This is a genomic window from Marinibacterium profundimaris (assembly GCF_002210095.1).
In the GTDB taxonomy this organism is placed as follows: Bacteria; Pseudomonadota; Alphaproteobacteria; order Rhodobacterales; family Rhodobacteraceae; genus Marinibacterium; species Marinibacterium profundimaris.
Genome location: NZ_AQQR01000010.1, coordinates 36,564 through 59,541, shown reverse-complemented (window position 1 = coordinate 59,541; position 22,978 = coordinate 36,564). Strand labels below are relative to the sequence as shown.

Sequence of the window (22,978 nt, the reverse complement as noted above, 5' to 3'; positions counted from 1 at the left end):
GGGGCCGGGCGGCCTGCTCCTACACCGAGGCGGCTTCGATCGCCGCGCCCATGATCTCCAGTCCGAGGTCGATCTCGTCATCGGTGGCCGTCAGCGGCGGTGCGATGCGGAAGACCGAGCCCATGGCCGGCACCTTCACGATGTTCATGCTCAGCCCGCGCTCCATCGCGGCTGCGGCGATCCGGTCGCCCATATCAAGATCCGGCGCCCTGCTTTCGCGGTCCGTCACGATTTCCAGTCCCAGCAGCAATCCCCGGCCGCGGACGTCGCCGATGCAGCCATGCCGTTGCTGCAGCGCAAGAAGCCCCTCGCGCAGGCGCGCGCCGGCCTGCGTGGCGCGCGCGATCAGGCCGTCGCGGGCCACCACGTCCAGAACGGCCAGGCCCACCGCCGCCGGCAGCGGGTCCGAAACATGGGTGGTCAGGAAGATGTAACCGCGCTCGAAGGCGGCCTCCTCGATCTCGCGGCTGGTCAGGACCGCGGCCAGCGGCAGGCCGGCGCCCAGGGTCTTGGACAGGGTCAGGATATCCGGCGTCACGCCGTCCCGCTCGAAGGCGAACATCGTCCCGGTGCGCCCGATGCCCGTCTGGGCCTCGTCCAGGATCAGCAGCATGTCGCGCTCCTCGCACTTGCGCTTCAGCGCGGCCAGGTAGCCTTCGGGCAGTTCGATGATCCCGCCCGAGGACAGGATCGGCTCGGCGATGAAGGCGGCGAGGCTGCCGGTCGACTGCGCGTCGATCAGGGCAAAGGCATCGTCCAGCTCGGTCTGCCAGTCGAGGCTGCCGTCGGCATGGGTAAAGCGCGGGCGGTAGCTGTGCGGTGCCGGGATCGCGTAAGAGCCCACGCCCGCCGGCCCATAGCCCTTGCGCGCCGCACTGTAGGTGGCCGAGGCGGCGGCGCCGGTCATGCCGTGCCAGCTGCGGGTGAAGGCGACGATCTCGTGCTTGCCGGTGACGCATTTCGCCAGCCGGATCGCGGCCTCGTTGGCCTCTCCCCCGGTGGAGACCAGCATTGCCTTCTCAAGCCCCGGCACCATCCGGCCCAGCCGCGCGCAAAGATCGACCACCGGCTGCGACAGCATCCCGCTGAACAGGTGATCCAGCCGCCCGACCTGGTCGCGCACCACGCGCACCACGTCCGGGTGCGAATGGCCCAGCAGGGCGCTCATCTGGCCCGAGGTGAAATCCAGGATCGCCGCGCCGTCGCTGTCATAGACAAAGCTGCCCTCGGCGCGGTCGATGAGCCGGCGTTCGAACACCGGGCCGTAGCGCATCACGTGGTCGGAAACATCGCTCCAGAAGGTGGATTGGCTGGTATCGGGCATGATGCTCTCCGTGATCGTCCGGTGGTGGCTGGTGTCGCGCGGCCGGGAGGAAACGGCGCGCTCGGCGAGGATAGCGGCTTTGCGGGGCCAAGGATAATTCATTCCGCTGCAACGCTATGTTGCACAAATCGCATGAGGGATTCACCTCGTGATATCAGCGTGCCGCGCCGAACTCGATAGACAAGAGTTATCGGTACGATCCGTATTGCGATTATTCACCGGCAGGTGCGTCGCATAGTGTCTCCCGAGTTACAGGCTGCGGGAGGACGGTTTTGCGTACGATACTGGTCTTTTGGGATACACTGAACCGCTCGGCGCTCGGGTCGTATGGCGGCAAGGCGGTGGCGACTCCCAACTTTGACCGATTTGCCGAACGGGCCCTGAGCTTCGACAACCATCATGCCGGATCGCTGCCCTGCATGCCTGCCCGCCGGGATCTGCACACCGGGCGCATGAATTTCATGCATCGCTCGTGGGGGCCGCTGGAACCCTTCGACAATTCGTTGCCCGCCCTGCTGGGGTCCGCCGGCGTCTATTCGCACCTTGTCACCGATCACTTCCACTACTTCGAGGACGGCGGGGCGAATTACCATACCAGATACACGACCTGGGACCTTGTTCGCGGCCAGGAATACGACACCTGGAAAGCCAAGGTCGATCCGGACCTCGAGCGGTATCAGCAATCCTATTCCGACAAGAACTACAACCGCGCGGGCGAACGCAATCGCCTGCAGCACCAGATCAACCGTGACCACATCCGCGAAGAAGCTGACCATCCGGGCCCCCGCTGTGTCAGCGGCGCGCTGGAGTTTCTCGACGAGAACCGGACGGCGGACGACTGGTTTCTGCAGCTCGAATGTTTCGACCCGCACGAACCCTTCTTCGTGCCGGAACACTACAAGGCCGCGCTGGAAGCCACCGGTTACGAAGGCCCCGTTCTCGACTGGCCCCGCTATGGACCGGCGGAATACTCGAAAGAGGAAATCTCCGAAATCCGCCGTAACTATCATGCCCTGGTCGCAATGTGCGATGCACATTTCGGGCGCTTGATGGACTACCTGGACGCGCATGACATGTGGGACGACACGGCGGTGATCGTGACCACGGATCACGGCTTCCTGTTGGGAGAGCACGAATGGTGGGGCAAGAACACGCCGCCCTACTTCGAAGAGATCTCGCACATTCCGCTGATGATGCATGTGCCGGGCCGCACCGATCTTGCCGGGCAGCGCTGCCGGGACATCACGCAGACGCATGACCTGATGCCGACGATCCTTGACCTGCACGGGGTTGCCGTGCCCGGGGAAGTGCGCGGCCGATCTCTCCTGCGTGAGGGTGACGCGCAACCGGACAGGGTGGCCGTATTCGGCCAGTTCGGAGGGCCAATTGGCGCCAGCGACGGGAACCATGCTCTGTACCTCTATCCGGCAAGTCTGGAGGAAGAGGGGCTTTTCGAATACACGCTGATGCCGTCGCATCTGAAACAGCCGTTCGGTACTGATGAGCTCGGCAGGGCGACCCTGGCCGAAGCGTTCGATTTCACCAAATCGGTGCCGCTCTTGCGGGTGCCCGCGGAAATGGGGCAGTTCAAGCGTCCGCCCGGGAACGCGCGGGACCAGATGTCGGCCTTTGATACCGCGCTGTTCGACCTGAAAACCGATCCGGAGCAAATGCACCCGATCCACGACAGCACGGCGCGCGCCAGGCTGATCGAGGGCATCGTAAAGTCCCTGGAGGCGCATGACGCGCCGTCCGAGCTTTTTGAGCGGTTCGACCTGACCCGCCAGCCAGCCTGACATGGGCTAAATTCATCCAAGGGAGGAAACCATGAAACAGACCAAGACATTCCTGCTCGGCAGCGTCGCAAGCGCCATGCTTGTCGCGGGCCCGGCTTCGGCAGAAGAAATCAGGATTTTGATCAACCAGTCGCCCTGGCTGAACGGCTTCGTCGCCATGGTCGAGGAATACGAGGACCAGACCGACAACACGATCGAGCTGGACGTGACGCCATTCGGCGGGATGCTCGAGAAGACCCGCAACTCGGTCCGTGGCGACGATGGGCGCTATGATATCGTCGCGCTGAATGCGGCGGGCATGGCGGAATTCTATGCCGGCGGTTTCCTCAAGCCGCTGACCGAAATCGATGCCGAATTCGCCCTCGACGAAAACGTCCTGACCTTCGGCGGCTCGACCGGCTGGAATTTCGACACCAACGGTTTTTCGGCGGACGGCGACCTGCTGGGCGTGCCGATCAACGGCAACGTTCAGGTTCTCTATTACCGCACGGATCTTTATGACGAGGCCGGTCTGACGCCGCCCGAAACCTGGGACGATCTGATGGCCAATGCCAAGGCGCTGGCCGATGACAATACCTACGGCTTCATTCCGAGGGCATCGCGCGACTCGATCCTTTACAACTTCACCTCCTACCTGTTCAGCCACGGGGGATCGTTCTTCGCCGATCCGTCGGGTGGTGATTACAGCGTGACCATCGCGTCGCCCGAAGGGCTCAAGGCGCTTGAGACCTACATCGCCCTGGGCAACGAGGCCGGACCGCCCAACCCGGGCGCCATCGCGCAGGCGGAACTGATCCAGTTGATGTCGACCGGGCGTGCCGCCCATGCGATCGCCGTTGTCGCGGCCTATCCCGTGCTGAACGATCCGAACAGCTCGATTGTTGCGGGCAAGGTGGGCACGGCGCTGATCCCTGCTGCCGAAGGGGAGGAACACGCCTCTGCCGCGGGGCATTGGGTCGCGGCAATCCCCAAGAACGTCACGGGTGAAAAACAGGACGCGGCGCTGGATTTCCTGAACTGGTTCCTGTCCAAGAAGCAGCAGCTTTTCTACGTCCAGTCCGGCGGCATCCCGGTGCGCAAGGACCTCAGCGACTCGGCGGGTGACAACCCCTCTTTCGCCTTCCTGCCGGCCTTCTCCGAGAACGCATCCGTCAGCCGGATGAACATGCCCCTGCCCCAGGGCAGCCAGATCAGCGATGCGATCTCGCTGTTTCTCAACCAAGCCGTGATCGGCGAGTTGACACCGACCGAGGCGCTGAACAAATCGGCGGACGAGATGCATCGCATCCTGACCGAAGCGGGCTACACGCTGGCAGAGCCCAGCAAGCTTTGATCCGTTAAACCCATGGCAGGCGCGGCGCCGTCGCCGCACCTGCCTTCGCCTAGACCAGGATTTTCCATCATGGCCACCAATTCCACCCGCAGGCGCAATGCCCTGTGGCGTATCGGGTCGCTTCTGCCCGCCTCGCTGCTACTGGTTGCTCTGTCGATCTACCCGGTGTTCAACCTCGTCGGGCTCAGCCTTTCGGACGTCGAATGGATTGACGGCCGTGCACATTCCGAGTTCATCGGGTTCGCCAATTTCGATCAGCTTTTCCGGCACGAAACCGTCTACTGGGCGGGCGTGCGCAACACGATCATCTTCGCGATCTGCGCCGTCACCGCCCAGATGATCTTTGGCTTTTCCATGGCGCTGGCCGCGCGGCGGGCTTCCGGTGTGACACGGGCCGTGCTGACGGCGGTGTTCCTGCTGCCCATCGTCATGCCGCCGATCGTCATCGGCGCCATGTGGCGGCTGCTGCTGGGACGGGATTTCGGGGCCGTCAATACGCTGCTGGGTTATGTCGGGATCGGGCCCATCGATTTTCTCGGCAACCCCGATATTGCGCTGGCGTCCGTCATCCTGGTGGATATCTGGCACTGGACCCCCTTCGTGTTCCTTCTGATGCTGACCGGCCTGGAAAGCCTTGATCAGGAGGTGTTCGAGGCCGCGAAGTTCGATGTCCGCTCGCCCTGGCAGGAACTGCGCTACGTCACCATTCCGCTGATGGTGCCGACGATCCTCATCACGCTGGGCCTGCGGCTCGTGCTGAGTTTCAAGGTCTTCGACGAGGTCTACCTGCTGACCGGCGGGGGCCCCGGCACGTCGACGGAAGTCATCAACTTCTCGATCTACCGGACCTTCTTTGCCCAGGATCGCCTTGGCGTGGGGTCGGCCATGTCCCTGCTTACGCTGGTTGCGGTGGCTGTCCTTATCGTCGTGGTCAACCTGTGGATCCGCAAGCGCCGCAGCAAGTCGCAGGAGGCGACGTCATGATCAGCCGCACAACCCGCAAGAACCTGCTTGGTGGCCACCTGGTGGCCTGGGGCTACGCGCTCATCATCATCGGGCCGATGTTCTGGATCCTGTCGAACTCGTTCAAGCGCCAGATCGACATCCTGATGGGCAACACGTTCTCCACGCCGATCCTGACAAACTATGAGACATTGCTGTTCTCGCGTCAGTCGGATTTCCTGATGAACCTCTGGAACAGCGCCATGATCGGTGTCGTATCGACCGTCATCGTGCTGGTCATTGCGACGCTGGCGGCATTCACGATCATCCGGCTTGAACCGCCGAAATGGGCAACCGCCCTGCTGCTCGGCTGGGCGCTCGTGTTCCACATGCTGCCCACGCTGACCTTCGTGGGGTCGTGGTACGTGATGTTCTCGAACATGGGGCTGCACGGGACCTATACCGCGCTGATCCTGACCCATGTCCTGCACGCCCTGCCGCAGACCATGTTCCTGATGGTGGGCTTCCTGCTGAACATTCCCCGCGAACTGATCCAGGCAGCGCGCATGGACGGGTGCAGCTATGGGCAGGTGTTCCGGCGCATCGTCGTTCCCTTGTCCTTTGGCGGCATGGCGGCGGCGGGTGCGCTGGCCTTCATCCAATCCTGGTCTGACTTCGCGATTTCGCTGAACCTCAGCGATCAGGACACGATGACAGCGCCCGTGGCCATCGCCACCTTCGCGCAGGAACACCAGATCCGCTATGGCGAGATGGCGGCGGCCTCGGTCATGTCGATGATCCCCGCGCTTATTCTCATCCTGTTAGGACAACGATACGTCGTGCGCGGCCTCATGGCCGGCGCCGTCAAGTAAGGACCGCGATAATGGCACAACTTACACTTGAAAAAGTCCGCAAGGCCTATGGCGATGCCGTCGTCATCCCCGAAATCGACCTCGATATCCGGTCGGGAGAGTTCGTCTGCCTCGTGGGTCCCTCCGGGTCCGGAAAGTCGACGCTGCTGCGCATGATCGCCGGTCTGGAAGGCATCACGCGCGGCACCGTCCGGGTCGATGGCGAGGACATGACCGATGTCGACCCGTCGGACCGGGACATGGGCATGGTCTTTCAGAGCTACGCGCTCTACCCGCATATGACGGTGCGCGACAACATGAGCTTTGCCCTGCGGATGCGCAAAGAGGATCCCAAGCTGATCGAAGAGCGCGTGGCCGAAGCCGTCGAGATGCTCGACCTGAAAGGGCTCGAGGATCGTAAACCCGCGGCGCTCTCCGGCGGTCAGCGGCAGCGGGTCGCCATGGGGCGTTGCATCGTGCGCAAGCCCAAGCTGTTTCTCTTTGACGAACCGCTGTCGAACCTGGATGCCAAGCTGCGGACCGCAACGCGCCACCAGATCCGGCATTTGCATGACAGGCTTGGCGCGACGTCGATTTTCGTGACCCATGACCAAGTTGAAGCCATGACCATGGCCGACCGGATCGCCCTGCTGAACTTCGGCGAAATCATGCAGATCGGCACCCCGCAAGAGCTCTACCTGCAGCCGCAGAACCGGTTTACTGCGGGCTTCCTTGGCTCTCCCGAGATGAACTTTTTCGAAGGTACCGTTTCGGTTGGTGAAGGCGGGTTCGTGCTGAACGGAACGGCAAGCCTGTTCCTGCCCGCGTCGGCCGGGCGCCTGGCTGCATTGCGGGAGGTCGTCGGTACCGGCCGCAAAGTCGAAATAGGCGTCCGCCCCGAGCATTTCGACCTTGCGGCAGAGGCCGGGGCCGACACCATGTCGCTGCCGGTGGCGGGGCTGGAATGGCTGGGACACGAGGCCTTTGTCTTTGGCCACGTCGATGGGCGCGAGATCGGCGTGCGTGTTGCAACCGATGCCTCCGGCGCCAGCGATTTGCCGAAACCCGGCAGCCCGGTGCAACTGCGCGTGGTCGAAGACAGCTGGCACATGTTCGATGCCACCAGCGGGGACAACCTTGTCGTAAAATCCGGCGCATGACCCGGCTCTTCGGACGGGACTGGACCCGCGCTGAACTTGAAAGGCTGATCCCGGATCCCGACCGTCTGTTCGGGATCGAACATCTCGAAGTGACCGACGGGCCGGCCCGGGGCAGTCGTATCCTGCGGATCGAGGCGGGCGCGGGCCTTAGGGTCGATGTCCTGCCCGACCGGCTTTGCGATCTGGGCGCCGTCTGGTGCGGTGATGTTCCGTTTCACTGGACCGGCCCGATGAGCGCCATCGACCGGACCCGTGCCGTCGGAAACACGGCGCTCTATGGGCTGATGCAGACCTGCGGCTTCGACCATATCCGCGCGCCGGAAACAGTTGACGGGCAGGCCTATCCGCAACATGGCAACATGCTGTCGATGCCGGCAACCGTCATGTCCGCCCGTGCCATCTGGGACGGGGATACCTGCCTGTATCGGATCGAGGCGGAATGCGCGCAGTTCGATCTTGGCCGGGGCGCGCTGAAACTGCGCCGTTGCATCGACATCCCGCTGGGCGGGCGCGAAATCCGTGTCTCGGACCGGGTCAGCGTCGCATCGGGTAGCGTGCCGGTGATGGCGATGTATCACGTCAATCTCGGCTTCCCCTTCGCGGTGGACGGAACCCGCCTGTCCCTGTCCGGTCAGGACATCACCGGCACTGCCCTTGATGCGGACGGCATCACCACCAGGCCCAGCGGACCGGGGCAGTGCCAGGCCCGGCTTGTTTCAACGTTGGGCCCATCTCTCGAACTTGGGTATGACGGCGGGGGCCTTCCGATTTTCCAGGTCCTGCGCAATCACGCAGCGGGCGTCGGATTGATCTGCCTGGAACCCGCGACCCACGAACGGCAAAGCCGGGCCAGCCTGCAGGCCCAGGGTGCTCTCCCGCCATCCGAGGTCGGCGAGACGCTGAGGTTCGGCGTGCGGATAACGTTCGATCCGACCTTCGCCTAGCGTCTGAAGATCACGCCCCCCAGCCACCCCGTGGCGAGTGCCACGAAGACAACAAGCGCCGCATAATGTTGCGGCGCACGTCGCGCCATTTGGGTCAGTCGGCTGCCAAGCCCTGCAACCTGGACGACAAAGGCCTGTTCCGCAGTGTCGACAACCTCGCCGTCGCGGAACAGGACAACCCGGGCCAGGTAGGGGCCGGACAGGATCGACGAGGGCAGCTGCAATCTGGCGGAAAAGAACCCGGGCGAGATGAATGTCGCGCCATGTCCGTCCACTCCGTATTCATTGCGCTGAACCAGATCCCGCAGCAATGCGCGATCGAAAGCCTCGCCGTCCGGGTCCGTCCCCAGGCGCGCGTCCTCGATCAGGTCGACGGGCCGCAACGAAAGCCGCCGTGCCGTCTGATCGTCGGCAAAGCGGTCCAGGGGGCGGTTGGTTATCAGGTGGGCAAGTGTCGGCAGGCGATCATAATAGACACGCCGGGTCGTCACCACCATGCCCACGGCATTCCGGCCAACCTGGTTCACGACCCTGGCCCGCGCCGGACCGACCACGGTGACCGAAACATCGTATGTGGCATCCGGCGATGTCTCGTCGAAACGGCCGAACAGGGCGATCGGTGCCCCGGCATAGTTCGGATTGAGGCGGATCACAGGGTCCGAGATTGCAAGGCTCAGGGTCTCGGCATGTCCCCGAGAATGCGGCGCAGCCGTCATCGCCGCGACCAGCAGCAGCGCCTTTGCCAGAACGGCGGCCCACCGGGTCATGGGATCATCCCCGCATCGATACGATTGCTTTGGAACAGGGTGTCGGGCAGCACGATCAGCCCGTAGGCAAAGCGCGCCGCGACGACGAGCACGATCACGGCCAACAGAAGGCGCAGCTGCCGTGCGTCGAGGTTCCTGCCCATGGCCGCGCCGACCTGGGCCCCGAACACGCCGCCGATCATCAGGCAGAAGGCAAGGATCAGATCGACCGACTGGTTGCGCAGGGCATGAAGCGTACAGGTCACCGCCATGACGGCCGTCAGATGCAACAACGATGTGCCCACGACGAATTTGCCCGGAACGCGCAGCAGGTAGACAAGCGCCGGCACAAGGATGAAGCCGCCTCCGATCCCCAGGATGGCCCCGATGACACCGATGATCAATCCGACCGCGACGACCGGGATGGCGGAAACCACCAGACCGGAGCGCCGGAACGTGACCGGAAAGGGCAGGGCGCGGATCCACGGGGGAAACCGCCGTCGCGGCCGCGGTTGGGCGGTCTGGCCGGCCTGCTTGCGGCGAAAGCTCAGGCCGGTGCTTTCGACCAGCATGAGTGTCCCGATCGACCCCAGAAGCGTCAGGTAGCCGATCGCCAGAAGCACGTCGAGCTGCCCGAGGCTTTTCAGGACATCGAAGATGATCACGCCCAGCACCGCGCCCAGGCTTCCCCCGGCGACAAGCAGGGCACCCAGCTTCAGGTCAATCGTGTTGCGGGCCAGGTGCGCCAGCGTCCCCGAGGTCGAAGAGGCGACAACCTGCGCTGTCACCGAGGCCACGGCGACCGGGGAAGGCACACCGTAGATCATCAGGAACGGCGTGAGCAGGAACCCCCCGCCGACCCCGAACAGCCCCGAGATCGTCCCCACCACAACACCCAGCCCCAACAGGTGAAACAGGTTTACGGTGAGTTCGGCTATGGGCAGATAGATTGGCATGTCCCGCCTAACGCGGCGCGCGCTGGCGCCTGATCTGAGCACTGTCGTGCCTGGGGTCGTCGCCGATCTCGGCCATCTTGCGATCCAGCAGCGCAAGCATCGTCATGAAGACCTCGCCATGATCCGGATCAGCCGCCAGATTGCGAAGTTCGTGAGGATCTTCGTGGCAATCGAACAGCTCCCATTCGGGCGGCTCCTCGCCCTCATTGGCCCCGATCTGATCGAGCGCTTCGTTGTACCAGTAGATCAGCTTGTACCGGTCGGACCGCACGCCGTAATGGGCAAAGGCGTTGTGGATGTCGTCCTTGTGCATCCAGTAGCGGTGATAGGCCACATCCTGCCAATCATCCGGCGCCTCGCCTGACAGCACCGGCCGCAGGCTGGCGCCCTGCATGTAGCTGGGGGTCGTGGCACCGGCATAGTCCAGGAACGTCGGCGCGAAATCCACGTTGGTCGCGATCTCGTTCACGACCGTTCCGGGGGCGATTTCGGCCGGGTACCGCACGAGGAAGGGCATCTGCAGGCTTTCTTCGTACATGAACCGTTTGTCGAACCAGCCGTGTTCCCCCAGAAAGAACCCCTGGTCCGAGGTGTAGATCACGATGGTGTTCTCGGCGATCCCCTCGGCATCCAGGGTATCCAGCAGCCGGCCAACACCTTCATCTACCGCCGCAACGGTGCGCAGATACCGTTTGACGTATCTCTGGTACTTGAACAGGTCCAGCGCGCGCTTGTCCTTGAACGTGTACTTTTCGCCGGTTGCGCGGTCGATCAGGACCAGGCCCTCGGGATTGTCGGGCACCTTGCGCTGTTCCGATCCCGGTTTCTCGAGCTCACCGATTTCGGACCCGCCTTCCGGCAGGACCAGCCCGAGGTCCTCGTAGGTCATGTCCAGACGGATCCGCATCTTTGCCGCCGCGGCGGCCTGGGCACGGTTTGCATAGTCGTCGTCATAGGTCTCGGGGACGGGGAGGTGGTCAGGATAGAGGTCCGCGTGGCGGGGATGCGGCACGAAGGGCCGATGCGGGGCCTTGTGATGACACATCAGGAAGAACGGCCGGTCCTTGTCCCGCGAGGTGATCCAGTCTGCGCATTGTTCGGTGATGATGTCCGTGGCATAGCCCGGCACGCGGCGTTCGCCGTCCGGAAAGATCATCATCGGGTCGAAATACTCGCCCTGGCCGGGAACCACGGCCCAGTCGTCGAACCCCGACGGTTCATGCGCCTTGCCTTCGCCAAGATGCCATTTTCCGAAGATGGCGGTCTGATAGCCCGACATGCGCAGGTGCTTGGCGACGTTGGGCAACCGGTTGTCCAGATGTGTGTCCAGCGTCGTCACAAGGTTCACGTGGTTGTAGGTGCCTGTCAGGATCGACGCGCGGGACGGTGTGCAGATCGAGTTCGTGACGTAACAATGATCCAGTCGCGCGCCCTCGGACGCCAGCCGGTCGATGTTCGGTGTCTGGTTCAGGACCGATCCATAGGCCGAAATCGCGTTGGCCGCGTGGTCGTCGCACATGATGAAGATGATGTTCGGGTGCGCCATGGCACGTCTCCTATTCAGACCGTCCTGTCGGCAAGGCCGTACCAACCGTAGCTTTCCGCCGGTGCATCGGTGGCCCGCAGGATGTCCATCAAACCGGTGTAAAGCCGAGTTTCGACCCCGGCATCGCGGATCGGGGCCTTTTGGCCGGGGTCTGCCTCAAGATCGTAAAGCGCAAATCCCTGGTCCTCGAAGGTCTGGCCGTCATGATTGGGCACACGCATCGCCTCGGGCAGGGCCGCGATCTTCATGACCGGCATCCCCTTGGTGAAGGCGAAGGGTGGCGCCATGACCGCTGTCTGCATCTCTGCGCTGGCAAAGGGCGCGCGCATGTGCTGCGGGTTCAGCGTATATTCGAAAAGACCGTCGCCCAGCACGTCCGGCGGATAGTGGAACATCATGTAGCGACCATCCGTGACACCGATGGGCCCGCCGAATATCCCGGTTGCGGCTACGCGGTCCCCGGCTTCGCCCCGCAATGCCGCCATCAAGGAGTGTGCGGTCACCTCGTCCGGGATCGGGCATCCGTGGAGGTCCAGCAGGGTGGGCATGATGTCCCCGGTCTGCGTCAGGGCACTGCAGCGCGTGCCGGCCTGCTCGGCATGATCGGGGTGATGCACGAACAGCGGAATGTGCACGACCTCTTCGTAGTACGGCATGCGGCACTTGCCCCACCATTCATGTTCGGACAGCAGGAAACCGTGGTCGGTCGTAAGGATAAGCGCCGTGTCGGCCCAAAGGTCATGGGCATCGAAATAGTCCAGCAAATGACCGAGGTACGCGTCGCACATGCGGACAAGCGCGGCATAGTTGGCACGGATCTCCGCCACTTCCTCGGGCGTTTCGGTCACGCGCTGGTAATCGGGCCAGTCCAGAACACCGCCTGTGTAATCGCTGTCACCGTCCCGGCGGAACCGGTCGGGAGCGTGGAACGGCTCGTGCGGATCGAACATCTCAAGCTGCAAGAGCCAGTCATCGGCTGCCCGGTTCTCGTCCAGGAACTCCAGGGCCGCGGCCATGCAGCGCGGCGTCGGCTGGTCCTGTTCGGCCTGCATGTGGTCCCGGTTCACGAGGTGCTGCACACGGCGCGGTTTCCTGTCGGGATCATAGCTGGCCGCGGCATATCTTGCGCGATACGCGTCCAGCGGCGGGGCCACACTGGCCTTCCACTGGTCGTATTCCTGGCCGCGGACGAATTCCCATGTATCGTAGCGGGTATGATAGCCGGCACCGCCATCCTCGAAATAGTGGAAATGGTCCGTCACCAGGTGCGTGTGCACGCCCTTCTGCGACAGGATGCCGGCAAACGAATTGTCAAAGGGTTCCAGCGGCCCCCAACTGCGATGCGGAAAGCAAAGCCGGCCGGTTTGCAGATCGCGCCGCGCCGGCATGCACGGCAAGCTGCCGGTGTAGTGACGGTCGAACTGTACGGTGCGGGCGGCAAGCCGGTCGAAGTTCGGTGTATCGATCTCTCCACCGTAACACGACAACGCGTGGCGATTGAGAGAATCGAAGAGTACGAAGACCGTACGCATGTGGCTCCTCCGGCAGTCACAGGACAGGGATTCAGTCTGGATCGCGGTGGCCACCCCGGGCCCGCGGGTGCCGGGAGATTGACCGACCTGTCCCGGAAAGACTAATACACATGGAAATTGCTCCGATGCCTCGGAGTTATTGCTTGGCTGGGGAGGGACAGCGATGCGTGATATCTGGCGGCTTCAACATTTCCTCGGCGTGGTCGAGGCCTCGTCCATTCACGGCGGTGCGCGAATGTTGAACATCAGTCAGCCGGCCCTGACGAAATCCATCCGTCAGCTTGAAGAGATGCTTGGCACCGAACTGCTGCTTCGGCTTCCGCGGGGGGTGCGGATGACCGAGGCGGGAGAGGTGCTCCATGCCCGCGCCAGAGAGATAGAGGCCTCGTGGAACGCGGCCCTTGTCGAAATCGGCGCACAGGCCAAGGGGCTGGACGGGGTGATGCGGATCGGGGGCGGGCCGGTTTACTGCTCTCTCTATTACCCGGACATGCTTGCCGTTCTGCGTCGGCGTTTTCCGAACCTGCGCGTCCAGGTGACAACGGGTGTCGGCGGCGAACTGCTGCCCCTGCTCAAGAAAGGCGACCTGCGTGCCTATGCCGGAGGTACGCCACATCCCGAGGACGAGATCGGCGACGATTTCCGGACCACGGTCCTGTACGAACAGCGCAACGCCGTTTTCGCGGCCAGACATCATCCCATCTTTTCGCGTGACGGCTATGGCCCCGAAGACACCCTGACCTATCCGTGGCTCTGCCTGTTCAGCGGCCAGCAGGCGAACATCCGGATCCGGGACTATTTCAAGTCGAAGGGTCTGCCAGAGCCACGGCTGGCGCTGGAGTCACATTCCCTGCAGATCGCGTTCAAGATGGTGGCCGAACATCAGTTTCTTGTCTGCATGCCGACACCTCTGGCCGATCTCAATCCCGAACTGGGCTTGCGCGAGGTCGATCTTGATCAGTTCGCATGGAGCATTCCGACCGGCGTGACCTATCACGCCAGGTCCGAGGATTTCGCGCCCATGCGACAGATGATGCGTACATTGGAGAAACTGACCGACGGGCTTCGCCCGTAAGCGGTTTCAGATGTCGGCTGCCACCCGGAACCCGCTGTGGCCGGCGGAACTCGTCGGGTCGTTCCGGGTGCGGGAATGCACGTGGTACCGGTCGCAATAGCTGACGTGGCACAGGTAGGATCCGCCGCGCTGAATCCGGGCATCTCCGCTGTCCGGTCCCCTGGGGTCGATTTCGGGCAGACGGCCCTTTGGGGGGCGCGGGCCATAGAAATCCTGCACCCATTCCCAGACATTGCCCGTCATCTGGTAGAGGCCGAAGCCGTTCGGCTCGAACGCGTCGACGGGGGCCGTTCCGATCCATCCGTCCTCGGCGGTGTTCACATCCGGGAATGTCCCCTGCCAGGTGTTCATGGCGAACCTGCCGTTTGGCGCCATCTGGTTGCCCCAGGGGAATTTCTTGTGGGCCAGACCGCCGCGCGCGGCGAATTCCCATTCGGCATCCGTCGGCAAGCGCAATCCGGCCCAACGGCAATAGGCATGGGCATCGTACCAGGCGATATGGGTGGCCGGATGATCGGGACGGTCGCCGGTGTCGCTGCCCGGCCCTTCGGGCGCATGCCAGCAGGCCCCGTCGACGCGCCGCCACCAGGGCGCCGGCCCGGCATAATCGGGATAGGCCGAGAGGTCGTCGAGGAAGAGGTGAAAGACGTAGCTCCACCCTTCCCGCTCTGCAACGGTCCGGTAGCCGGTCGCCTTGGCAAAGGCGGCGTAGTCGGCGTTGCTGACGGAAAACGGCGAGATTCGGAACGGTGACACCCGTATCTTGCGGCGGGGTGAATCGAGGTCGTCGGGGAAGCGCGATTTGCGCGTTCCCATGTCGAAAAAGCCCCCGTCGAGTGCAACCAGCCGGTTGCGCAGCCTGTCCCGCACCTCGGCCCCTGCGGGCGGCACGTCACGGGCTGCGTCGAGATAGGCCTTGTCCGAAAGCTCAAAAAGGCCGCGGGAGTCGCCCGCGCAACATGATTTTGCTTCTTGCGACATGGATCGCAGTTCCTCTTCTCTGTCACCTATTGGGATAACAGGCCCCGGGCTGCAAGCGGATTGTCTGCGCCGTCGCCTGTCGGTTGGGGGTCCGTTGCGATGGCGTCCGGGGCCGTGTCTGTCGTTGCTGTCGCGCGCCGATGCGGCGGCACGCATGGCATAACGCCGCGCCGTGAGGCGGAAACCGGTCACCGGGCGAAACGTGTCCACGGCCCTTCATGGACAGCCCGGCGCCCGACCATGCGACGCCGGTCTTTTCCATTGCATCGCAGGCGATTGGGGCGCACCTTGCCGGGAAGGAACATGCCGATGCAGCCCTCTCCGGTCGCGGTGCCGGACCTGCGCGGGGTGGCAAGGGAATGACAGGGGACGCAAGGATGATGAACCCGAAGTGCGCGGCGGTGGTCACGCTTTTGCTGGCGGGCACGCCGGCTGTGGCGCAATCGTCGGGCTCGGCCGACCTGGCCAAGCAGCTGTCGAACCCGGTGGCCTCGCTGATCAGCGTGCCGCTGCAGTACAATTTCGACCGGGGCATGGGCGCTGACGGCGAGGGGCAGCAGTCGAAGCTGTTGCTGCAGCCCGTCATTCCGATCTCGATCGGGGAGGACTGGAACCTGATCTCGCGGACGATCCTGCCCTACAACTGGCAGACCGACGTGACCGGCCCGGACCTGTCGCGGGACGGGCTGGGGGATGTTCTGCAAAGCCTGTTCTTCTCGCCCAAGGATCCCGGCCCGGGCGGCTGGATCTGGGGCGTGGGGCCGGCCTTCAACCTGCCCGTCGGAGAGGAGGGCTTTACCGCCGATCAATGGGCCGTCGGTCCGACCGGCGTGGCGCTGCGCCAGCAGAACGGCTGGACCTACGGGGTGCTTGCCAACCATCTCTGGGGTATCGATCCCGAGCCGGGGGATGCCGCGATCAACGCCTCTTATGTGCAGCCCTTCCTGTCCTACACGACTCCCACCGCCTGGACCTTCACGATCAATTCCGAGACGACCTATGATTGGGTCGCCGACGAGGCCTCGGTCCCGATCAACCTGGTCGCCTCGAAGGTGGTGACCTTCGGGTCGCAACCGGTAAGCTTCGGGCTGGGCCTGCGGCAGTGGATCGACACCCCCGACGGGGGGCCGAGCGGGCTGGGCGTCCGGGCGATCGTGACCTTCCTGTTCCCGAAATAGGCCAGGAAGGCGCGGCGGGTGTCCCACGCGTGGGACACTTGGCCACCTTAATGATATCAAGGGGTTGCGGCGGCGTATTAACCTTCTGGTAACGCTTTGGGCCGGCGCGGGCGGGCCCCGGGCGGCTTGACCGCGCCAGCGGCCATGGCGAAGGGTGCCGGCGACAGCGCAGGCGCAAGAAGGGCGGAGACGATGCCGAGGATCATCCTGATGAACCCAAATTCCAACGCCGGTACCACCCGCGACATGGTCGCCATCGCCGGGCGGATCCTGGACGGGGTCGAAGGCTGGACCGCGCCCGAAGGGCCGGGGATGCTGGTGACCGGAGCGGCGCTGGAAGAGGCCGCGCGGCTGGTGGGCGCGGCGGAGCCGGGGCCTGCCGACGCGATCATGGTCGCGGCCTTCGGCGATCCGGGCCGGGCCGCGCTGGCGGCGCGGCTGGCCTGCCCCGTGATCGGTATTGGCGCGGCCGCCGCGCGGGCCGCCGGCGCAGGCGGGCGGCGCTTTGCGGTGGTGACGACGACGCCGGGCCTCGAACAGCCCATCGACCGGCTGATGCGGGCGCATGCGGGGGCTGGGCGCTACATCGGCTGCCACTTTGCCGAGGGCGATGCGCTGGCGCTGATGGCCGATCCCGACCGGCTGGACGCAGCGCTTCTGCAGGCCGCCGGCCGGGCCGCGCAGGCCGGGGCCGAGGTGGCGATCATCGGGGGCGGGCCGCTGGGCCGCGCGGCCGACCGGCTGGCGGGGCGGGCGCCCGTTCCGCTGATCGCGCCGATCCCTGCGGCGGCGCAAGAGATCGCCCAGGCCCTGGCAGGCGCCGATCCGGACCGTCATCCGTGACACTTTTGCCCTAAATCTTTGCAAATGCTAAGTATTTGGGCAAAAATTGGGCGTCCACCCCCTGCTCCGGCCGGAAGCGGGCCAGACGCCACTAATTATCTGGTCTCTGAATTGAGGGCATTGTGACACTCCCCCGGTGGACGCGATCGGTTCGCATCGGTCCGGGCATGGCCCGGCCTGCCGGATGTTCGCGTGACAACAAAAAACGGGACAACTGGGAGACTTGAATGTCTAATCTGGGAAAGGGCGTCGCGATCTTTGCGACCGCGTTCGCCATGGCCTGCGGCTCACTCGCGCAGGCTCAGGGCACGTTGCGCATCGGCATGACCGCCGCCGACATCCCGCTGACCACTGGCCAGACGGACCAGGGTGGCGAGGGGATGCGGTTCATGGGCTACACGGTCTATGACTCGCTGATCGAATGGGACCTGACCAGCGCCGATAAGGCGTCGACGCTGATCCCCGGTCTGGCGACCGAGTGGTCGGTGGCCGACGACGGTCTGACATGGACCTTCAAGCTGCGCGAGGGCGTCAAGTTCCACGACGGGTCGGACTTCACCGCCGAGGACGTGGTCTGGAACCTCGACAAGCTGCTGGTTGAGAGTTCGGAACAATACGACCCGCGCCAGTCGGCGCAGGGCAAGTCGCGCATTCCGGCGGTGGCCAGCTACAAGGTCATCGACCCGCTGACGGTGGAAATCACCACCAAGGAGCCCGACGCCACGCTGCCTTACCAGATGACCTGGGTGCTGATGTCGTCGCGCGCCAACTGGGAAGCGCTGGAGAAGGATTGGGAAAAGGTCGCGATGACGCCTTCGGGCACCGGACCCTGGAAGCTTGAGACCTTCGTGCCGCGCGAACGCGCCGAGCTGGTGCCGTTTGAAGACTACTGGGATGAAACCCGGATCCCGAAGCTGGACAAGATGGTCCTGATCCCGCTGCCCGAGCCGAACGCGCGGTCCGCCGCGCTGCTGTCGGGGCAGGTCGACTGGATCGAGGCGCCGGCGCCCGACACGATCCCGGCGATGGAAGGCAACGGCTTCGTCATCTCGTCGAACGCCTATCCGCACAACTGGACGTGGCACCTGTCGCGGCTGGAAGGGTCGCCCTGGAACGACATCCGCGTGCGCAAGGCCGCCAACCTGGCGATCGACCGCGAAGGCATGGCGCCGCTGCTGGGCGGCCTGATGGTCCCGGCCGAAGGCTTCCTGCCGCCGTCGTCGAACTGGTTCGGTGATCCGGAATTCGAGGTGAAATACGACCTCGAAGCCGCGAAGGCCCTGATGGAAGAGGCCGGCTATGGCCCGGACAACCGCCTTGAAGTGAAGGCGCTGATCTCGCCGTCGGGGTCGGGCCAGATGCTGCCGCTGCCGATGAACGAATATGTCCAGCAAAGCCTGGCCGAGATCTGGATCGACGTGGAGTTCATGGTTGTCGAGTGGAACCAGATGATCAACCTGTGGCGTGCCGGTGCGGCCGATGCCTCGGTCGATGGGGCGCAGTCGATCAACTTCACCTACTTCATCCAGGATCCGTTCACCGGCCTGATCCGTCACCTGGATTGCGGGCTGATCGCGCCGAACGGCACCAACTGGGGCCATTATTGCGACGACGAGATGCAGGAGCTTTTCGCGAAGATCAAGACGACCTTCGATCCGGAAGAGCAGACCAAGGTGCTGCAGAAGACGCATGAGAAATACGTCAACGACGCGCTGTTCCTGTTCGTCACCCATGACGTGGCCCCGCGGGCGATGAAGCCTTCGGTGAAGGGCTTCGTGCAGGCGCAGAACTGGTACCAGAACTTCTCCGGCATCACGATCGAAGAGTAATCGCGACATGGCCCCGCGGCCCTTCGGGGTGGCGGGGCCTTTTTCAATTTTCGAGGCGACGTCCCGTGCTCAGCTATCTTATCCGTCGATTGATCCTGGTTCTGCCGGTGGCCTTCGGTGTCTCGGTCATCTGTTTCATGCTGGTGCAGATCGCCCCGGGCGATCCGCTGACGGCGATCATGCCGATCGACGCCACCGCCGAGGAACAGGCCGCGATGCGCGCCGCCTATGGTTTGGACAAGCCGCTGGCGGTGCAATACGCGATCTGGATCGGCAACCTGGCGCAGGGCGACATGGGCAAATCCATCGCCACCGGGCGGCCCGTGGCTGCGGAGGTTTTCGGCGCGGTCAACAACTCGCTGCTGCTGGCGGCGAGCGCGGCGGTCATCGCCTTCCCGATCGGGGTCTTCCTGGGCTTCCTGGCGGGCTATTTCCGCGACACCTGGATCGACCGCGCCGTCACGGCGGCCTCGATCACCGGCGTGTCGCTGCCGAATTACTGGCTGGGGATCGTCCTGGTCATCATCTTTTCCGTCAACCTGGGCTGGCTGCCGTCGATGGGGGCGGGGCCCGGCGGGTCGCAGGCCTGGGTCTGGAACTGGGAGCACATGCGCCACCTGATCCTGCCGGCCGTGACGCTGTCGGTGGTGCCGATCGGGATCGTGGCGCGGACGGTGCGGGCGCTGGCCGGGGATATCCTGACGCAGGATTTCGTGCAGGCGCTTTATGCCAAGGGGATGACCCGGATGGACGTGCTTTGGCACGTGGCGCGCAATGCCGCCGCGACCGCGCTGTCGGTCATGGGTCTGCAGCTGGGCTATCTTCTGGGCGGGTCGATCCTGATCGAGACGGTGTTCAACTGGCCCGGCTCCGGATTTCTCCTGTCGAACGCCATCTTCCAGCGCGACCTGCCCTTGCTGCAGGGCACGATCCTCGTGCTGGCGCTGCTGTTCGTGGCGATGAACCTGATCGTCGACGTGGCCCAGGCCGCGATCGACCCGCGCATCCAGAGGACCTGAGCCATGGCCCTTGCCGAACCCGAGATGATGGACGGGCGCGAACCGGCGCCCATGGAGAAACCGCAGGGCTACTGGGCCGGGGTGGGCGAACGGCTGCTGCAGGACAAGCTGACCATGGCTTGTTTCGGCGTGCTGATGCTGCTGATCCTGTCGGCGGTCTTTGCGCCGTGGCTGGGGCTGGCGGATCCGTACAAGGGCTCGATGATCGCGCGGCTGAAGCCGATCGGGACCGAGGGCTATCCGCTGGGCACCGACGAGCAGGGCCGCGACATGCTGGCTCGGCTGATCTATGGCGGGCGGCTGACATTGTTCATCGGGCTGATGCCGGTGGTCTTCGCCTTCTTCATCGGCTCCTTCCTTGGGGTGCTGGCCGGCTATGTCGGCGGGCTGACCAACACGATCATCATGCGCACGATCGACGTGTTCTTCGCTTTCCCTTCCGTGCTGCTGGCGATCGCGATCTCGGGCGCGCTTGGCGCCGGGATCTTCAACAGCCTCGTGTCGCTGACCATCGTGTTCATCCCGCCGATCACGCGGGTGGCCGAGGCAGTGACCTCCGGCGTGCGCTCGCTTGATTACATCGACGCGGCGCGGGCGACGGGGGCGAACAACTGGACGGTGATCCGGATGCACGTGATCGGCAACGTGCTGTCGCCGATCTTCGTCTACGCGACCTCGCTCACGAGTGTCTGCATGATCCTGGCGGCCGGCCTGTCGTTCCTCGGCATCGGCGTGCGGCCGCCTGAACCGGAATGGGGGCTGATGCTGAACACGCTCCGCTCCGCCATCTATATCAACCCGTGGCTCTCGGCTTTGCCGGGGATGATGATCTTCGTCACCTCGCTGTGCCTGAACCTGCTGAGCGACGGCCTGAGGAGTGCAATGAATGTCCGCGACTGAAGACGTCGGGTACGACCCAACCCCCGATACCGGGGGCCCCGCGCAGCCGCTGATCAAGGTGCAGAACCTGAAGAAGTATTTCCCCGTGCGCGGCGGCCCGCTGGGCCGGGTGCAGGCGCAGGTGCAGGCCGTCGATGGCGTGTCCTTCGACGTGGCCAAAGGCGAGACGCTGGGGATCGTAGGCGAGTCGGGATGCGGCAAGTCCACCACCGCCAAGCTGCTGATCGGGCTGACCGAACGCGACCAGGGCGACATCATCTTCGACGGGCTGGCCCTGGGCGAGAAACTGTCGCTGAAGGACCTGCGCCGGGGCGTGCAGATGGTGTTCCAGGACAGCTATGCCACGCTGAACCCGCGCATGACGATCGAGGCAAGCGTCGCCTTCGGTGCCCGGGTGCAGGGGCTGGACAAGCCCGAGGACCGCGCGCGCAAGCTGATGGACCGCGTGGGGCTGGACCCGGCGCGCTTTGCCCACCGCTATCCGCATGAATTGTCGGGCGGGCAGCGGCAGCGGGTCAACATCGCCCGCGCGCTGGCCATGTCGCCAAGGCTGGTGGTGCTGGACGAGGCGGTCTCGGCTCTGGACAAATCGGTCGAGGCGCAGGTGCTGAACCTGCTCAACGATCTGCGGGCCGAATTCGGCCTGACCTATATCTTCATCAGCCATGACCTGAACGTGGTGCGCTATATCTCGGACCGGATCCTGGTGATGTACCTGGGCGAGGTGGTCGAGGTCGCGCCGGTAGCCTCGATCTGGGCCGAGCAGGCGCATCCCTACACGCGCTCGCTGTTCTCGGCGATGCCGTCGATGGACCCGGACAACCGCACGAAGGAGCCGCCGCTGTCGGGCGATCCGCCGAACCCGATCAACCCGCCCTCGGGCTGCCGGTTCCACACGCGCTGCCGGTTCAAGGCGGATGTCTGCAAGACGAAGACGCCGAAGCTGGCCGGGCTGTCGGTGAACGCGAAACACATGGTGGCCTGCCACCTGCATGATGCGGACTCTGGCCATCCGAAGGCCGGGCAGGGGGTGCCGTCATGACCGGGAAGCTGGTCGATATCCGCAACCTGTCGGTGCGCTTCAAGGGCAAGCGGACAGTCCATGCGATCAATGACGTGTCGCTGTCGATGGAGCAGGGCGAGACTCTGGCTCTGCTGGGCGAGAGCGGCTCGGGCAAGTCGGTGACGTTGAAGACGCTCCTGGGGCTGTTGCCGCCGAAGCGGAGCGAGATCGACGGGTCGATCCACGTGAACGGCGTGGACGTGCTGTCGCTGCGCGGCAAGGCGCTGGCGAAATACCGGGGCGGTGAGGTCTCGATGGTGTTCCAGGAGCCGGCGCTGGCGCTGGACCCGGTGTTCACCGTCGGCCACCAGATCGCGGAATCGGTGCGGCGCCACAAGGGCGTCAGCCGGGACGAGGCGATGTCGGTCGCTCTGGACATGCTGGACCGCGTGCGGATCCCCTCGGCCAACCGGCGGCTGCACAATTACCCGCACGAATTGTCGGGCGGGATGCGGCAGAGGGTGATGATCGCGCTGGCGCTGGCCTGCCGGCCGAGGCTGCTGCTGGCGGACGAGCCGACCACGGCGCTGGATGCCACGGTGCAGATCCAGATCCTGCTGCTGCTGCGCGAGCTGCAGAAGGAATTCGGGATGGGGGTGATCTTTGTCACCCATGATATCGGCGTTGCCGTGGAAATTTCCGAGCGGGTGGCGGTGATGTATGCCGGTCAGATCTTCGAGGAGGGCACCACGCGCGAGATCATCCGCGAGGGGCGGCATCCTTATACGCAAGGCCTTTTGGCGGCGAACCTGCATGACGTGGAACAGGGCCAGCGGCTGAACGCGATTCCGGGCGCGCCGCCGGCGCTTGAGAGCAAGCCCGATGGCTGTTCCTTTGCGCCGCGCTGCCCCAAGGCTCTGCCGGAATGCACGGCGGGGCTGCCGCCGATGCTGATGCCGGCGCCGCGCCGGCGGGTCGCCTGTATCCGGGCCGGGGAGCCTGTTGTGGCGGAGTGATCCG

The 22,978-nt window shown here is 64.5% G+C and carries 20 protein-coding genes; 14 read left to right on the top strand and 6 right to left on the bottom strand.

Going from position 1 to position 22,978, the window contains the following annotated elements:
- Positions 1-19: 19 nt before the first annotated feature.
- Complete coding sequence (locus tag ATO3_RS19295; protein ID WP_088651612.1) at positions 20-1,324, bottom strand: aspartate aminotransferase family protein; 1,305 nt, start codon at positions 1,322-1,324, stop codon at positions 20-22.
- Between the two features lie 272 nt (positions 1,325-1,596).
- Here ATO3_RS19295 and ATO3_RS19290 point away from each other — a divergent pair, with 272 nt between their 5' ends.
- The 6 genes from ATO3_RS19290 to ATO3_RS19265 all read left to right on the top strand — a co-directional run bounded on the left by ATO3_RS19290 (position 1,597) and on the right by ATO3_RS19265 (position 8,350).
- A complete protein-coding gene (locus ATO3_RS19290) occupies positions 1,597-3,120 on the top strand; it encodes a sulfatase (protein WP_088651535.1) in 1,524 nt (507 codons plus the stop codon).
- 31 nt (positions 3,121-3,151) lie between these two features.
- Entirely contained in the window at positions 3,152-4,453 is a 1,302-nt protein-coding gene (locus ATO3_RS19285; protein ID WP_198963317.1) for an extracellular solute-binding protein, read from the top strand.
- A gap of 69 nt (positions 4,454-4,522) precedes the next feature.
- Complete coding sequence (locus ATO3_RS19280; protein WP_198963316.1) at positions 4,523-5,437, top strand: carbohydrate ABC transporter permease; 915 nt, start codon at positions 4,523-4,525, stop codon at positions 5,435-5,437.
- The gene (locus ATO3_RS19275) at positions 5,434-6,267 is read left to right on the top strand and encodes a carbohydrate ABC transporter permease (RefSeq protein ID WP_198963315.1); all 834 of its coding nucleotides are present in this window, start codon (positions 5,434-5,436) and stop codon (positions 6,265-6,267) included. The genes ATO3_RS19280 and ATO3_RS19275 overlap by 4 nt, the downstream gene beginning before the upstream one ends.
- Before the next feature lie 11 nt (positions 6,268-6,278).
- Entirely contained in the window at positions 6,279-7,406 is a 1,128-nt protein-coding gene (locus tag ATO3_RS19270) for an ABC transporter ATP-binding protein (protein WP_088651533.1), read from the top strand.
- Positions 7,403-8,350 carry a DUF4432 family protein gene (locus ATO3_RS19265; RefSeq protein WP_088651532.1) on the top strand — a complete coding sequence of 316 codons (948 nt, stop codon included), beginning with the start codon at positions 7,403-7,405 and terminating at the stop codon, positions 8,348-8,350. Before ATO3_RS19270 ends, ATO3_RS19265 begins: the two co-directional genes overlap by 4 nt.
- Here ATO3_RS19265 and ATO3_RS19260 read toward each other — a convergent pair.
- The 4 genes from ATO3_RS19260 to ATO3_RS19245 are packed head-to-tail and all read right to left on the bottom strand — an operon-like array spanning position 8,347 to position 13,130.
- Complete coding sequence (locus ATO3_RS19260; protein WP_088651531.1) at positions 8,347-9,117, bottom strand: TIGR02186 family protein; 771 nt, start codon at positions 9,115-9,117, stop codon at positions 8,347-8,349. The genes ATO3_RS19265 and ATO3_RS19260 overlap by 4 nt on opposite strands.
- A complete protein-coding gene (locus ATO3_RS19255) occupies positions 9,114-10,052 on the bottom strand; it encodes a sulfite exporter TauE/SafE family protein (protein WP_088651530.1) in 939 nt (312 codons plus the stop codon). The genes ATO3_RS19260 and ATO3_RS19255 overlap by 4 nt, the downstream gene beginning before the upstream one ends.
- A gap of 7 nt (positions 10,053-10,059) precedes the next feature.
- Entirely contained in the window at positions 10,060-11,598 is a 1,539-nt protein-coding gene (locus tag ATO3_RS19250) for a sulfatase family protein (RefSeq protein WP_088651529.1), read from the bottom strand.
- Positions 11,599-11,612: 14 nt separating this feature from the next.
- A complete protein-coding gene (locus ATO3_RS19245; protein ID WP_088651528.1) occupies positions 11,613-13,130 on the bottom strand; it encodes a sulfatase in 1,518 nt (505 codons plus the stop codon).
- Positions 13,131-13,293: 163 nt separating this feature from the next.
- Between ATO3_RS19245 and ATO3_RS19240 the strand changes: the two genes are divergently transcribed.
- Positions 13,294-14,205, top strand: a complete 912-nt coding sequence (locus ATO3_RS19240) for a LysR family transcriptional regulator (protein WP_088651527.1) — start codon at positions 13,294-13,296, stop codon at positions 14,203-14,205.
- Between the two features lie 6 nt (positions 14,206-14,211).
- Here ATO3_RS19240 and ATO3_RS19235 read toward each other — a convergent pair whose 3' ends face one another.
- Positions 14,212-15,186 (bottom strand): formylglycine-generating enzyme family protein, encoded by a 975-nt coding sequence (locus ATO3_RS19235; RefSeq protein WP_088651526.1) that lies wholly within the window; start codon positions 15,184-15,186, stop codon positions 14,212-14,214.
- A gap of 377 nt (positions 15,187-15,563) precedes the next feature.
- Between ATO3_RS19235 and ATO3_RS29255 the strand changes: the two genes are divergently transcribed.
- The 7 genes from ATO3_RS29255 (at position 15,564) to ATO3_RS19200 (ending at position 22,974) form a co-directional block, all read left to right on the top strand.
- Positions 15,564-16,364 carry a hypothetical protein gene (locus tag ATO3_RS29255; protein WP_088651525.1) on the top strand — a complete coding sequence of 267 codons (801 nt, stop codon included), beginning with the start codon at positions 15,564-15,566 and terminating at the stop codon, positions 16,362-16,364.
- A 210-nt stretch (positions 16,365-16,574) separates the two neighbouring features.
- The gene (locus ATO3_RS19225) at positions 16,575-17,207 is read left to right on the top strand and encodes an aspartate/glutamate racemase family protein (protein ID WP_088651609.1); all 633 of its coding nucleotides are present in this window, start codon (positions 16,575-16,577) and stop codon (positions 17,205-17,207) included.
- Positions 17,208-17,434: 227 nt separating this feature from the next.
- Positions 17,435-19,036, top strand: coding sequence for an ABC transporter substrate-binding protein (locus ATO3_RS19220; protein ID WP_088651524.1), 1,602 nt, complete (start codon positions 17,435-17,437; stop codon positions 19,034-19,036).
- A gap of 65 nt (positions 19,037-19,101) precedes the next feature.
- Positions 19,102-20,055, top strand: coding sequence for an ABC transporter permease (locus tag ATO3_RS19215; protein WP_088651523.1), 954 nt, complete (start codon positions 19,102-19,104; stop codon positions 20,053-20,055).
- Positions 20,056-20,058: 3 nt separating this feature from the next.
- On the top strand, positions 20,059-20,955 hold the full coding sequence (locus ATO3_RS19210; protein ID WP_088651522.1) for an ABC transporter permease: 897 nt from the start codon (positions 20,059-20,061) through the stop codon (positions 20,953-20,955).
- Positions 20,942-21,997: an ABC transporter ATP-binding protein gene (locus tag ATO3_RS19205; RefSeq protein ID WP_088651521.1), complete on the top strand. Its 1,056-nt coding sequence runs from the start codon at positions 20,942-20,944 to the stop codon at positions 21,995-21,997. The genes ATO3_RS19210 and ATO3_RS19205 overlap by 14 nt, the downstream gene beginning before the upstream one ends.
- Positions 21,994-22,974 carry an ABC transporter ATP-binding protein gene (locus tag ATO3_RS19200; RefSeq protein WP_088651520.1) on the top strand — a complete coding sequence of 327 codons (981 nt, stop codon included), beginning with the start codon at positions 21,994-21,996 and terminating at the stop codon, positions 22,972-22,974. The genes ATO3_RS19205 and ATO3_RS19200 overlap by 4 nt, the downstream gene beginning before the upstream one ends.
- The last annotated feature ends 4 nt before the right edge of the window (positions 22,975-22,978 follow it).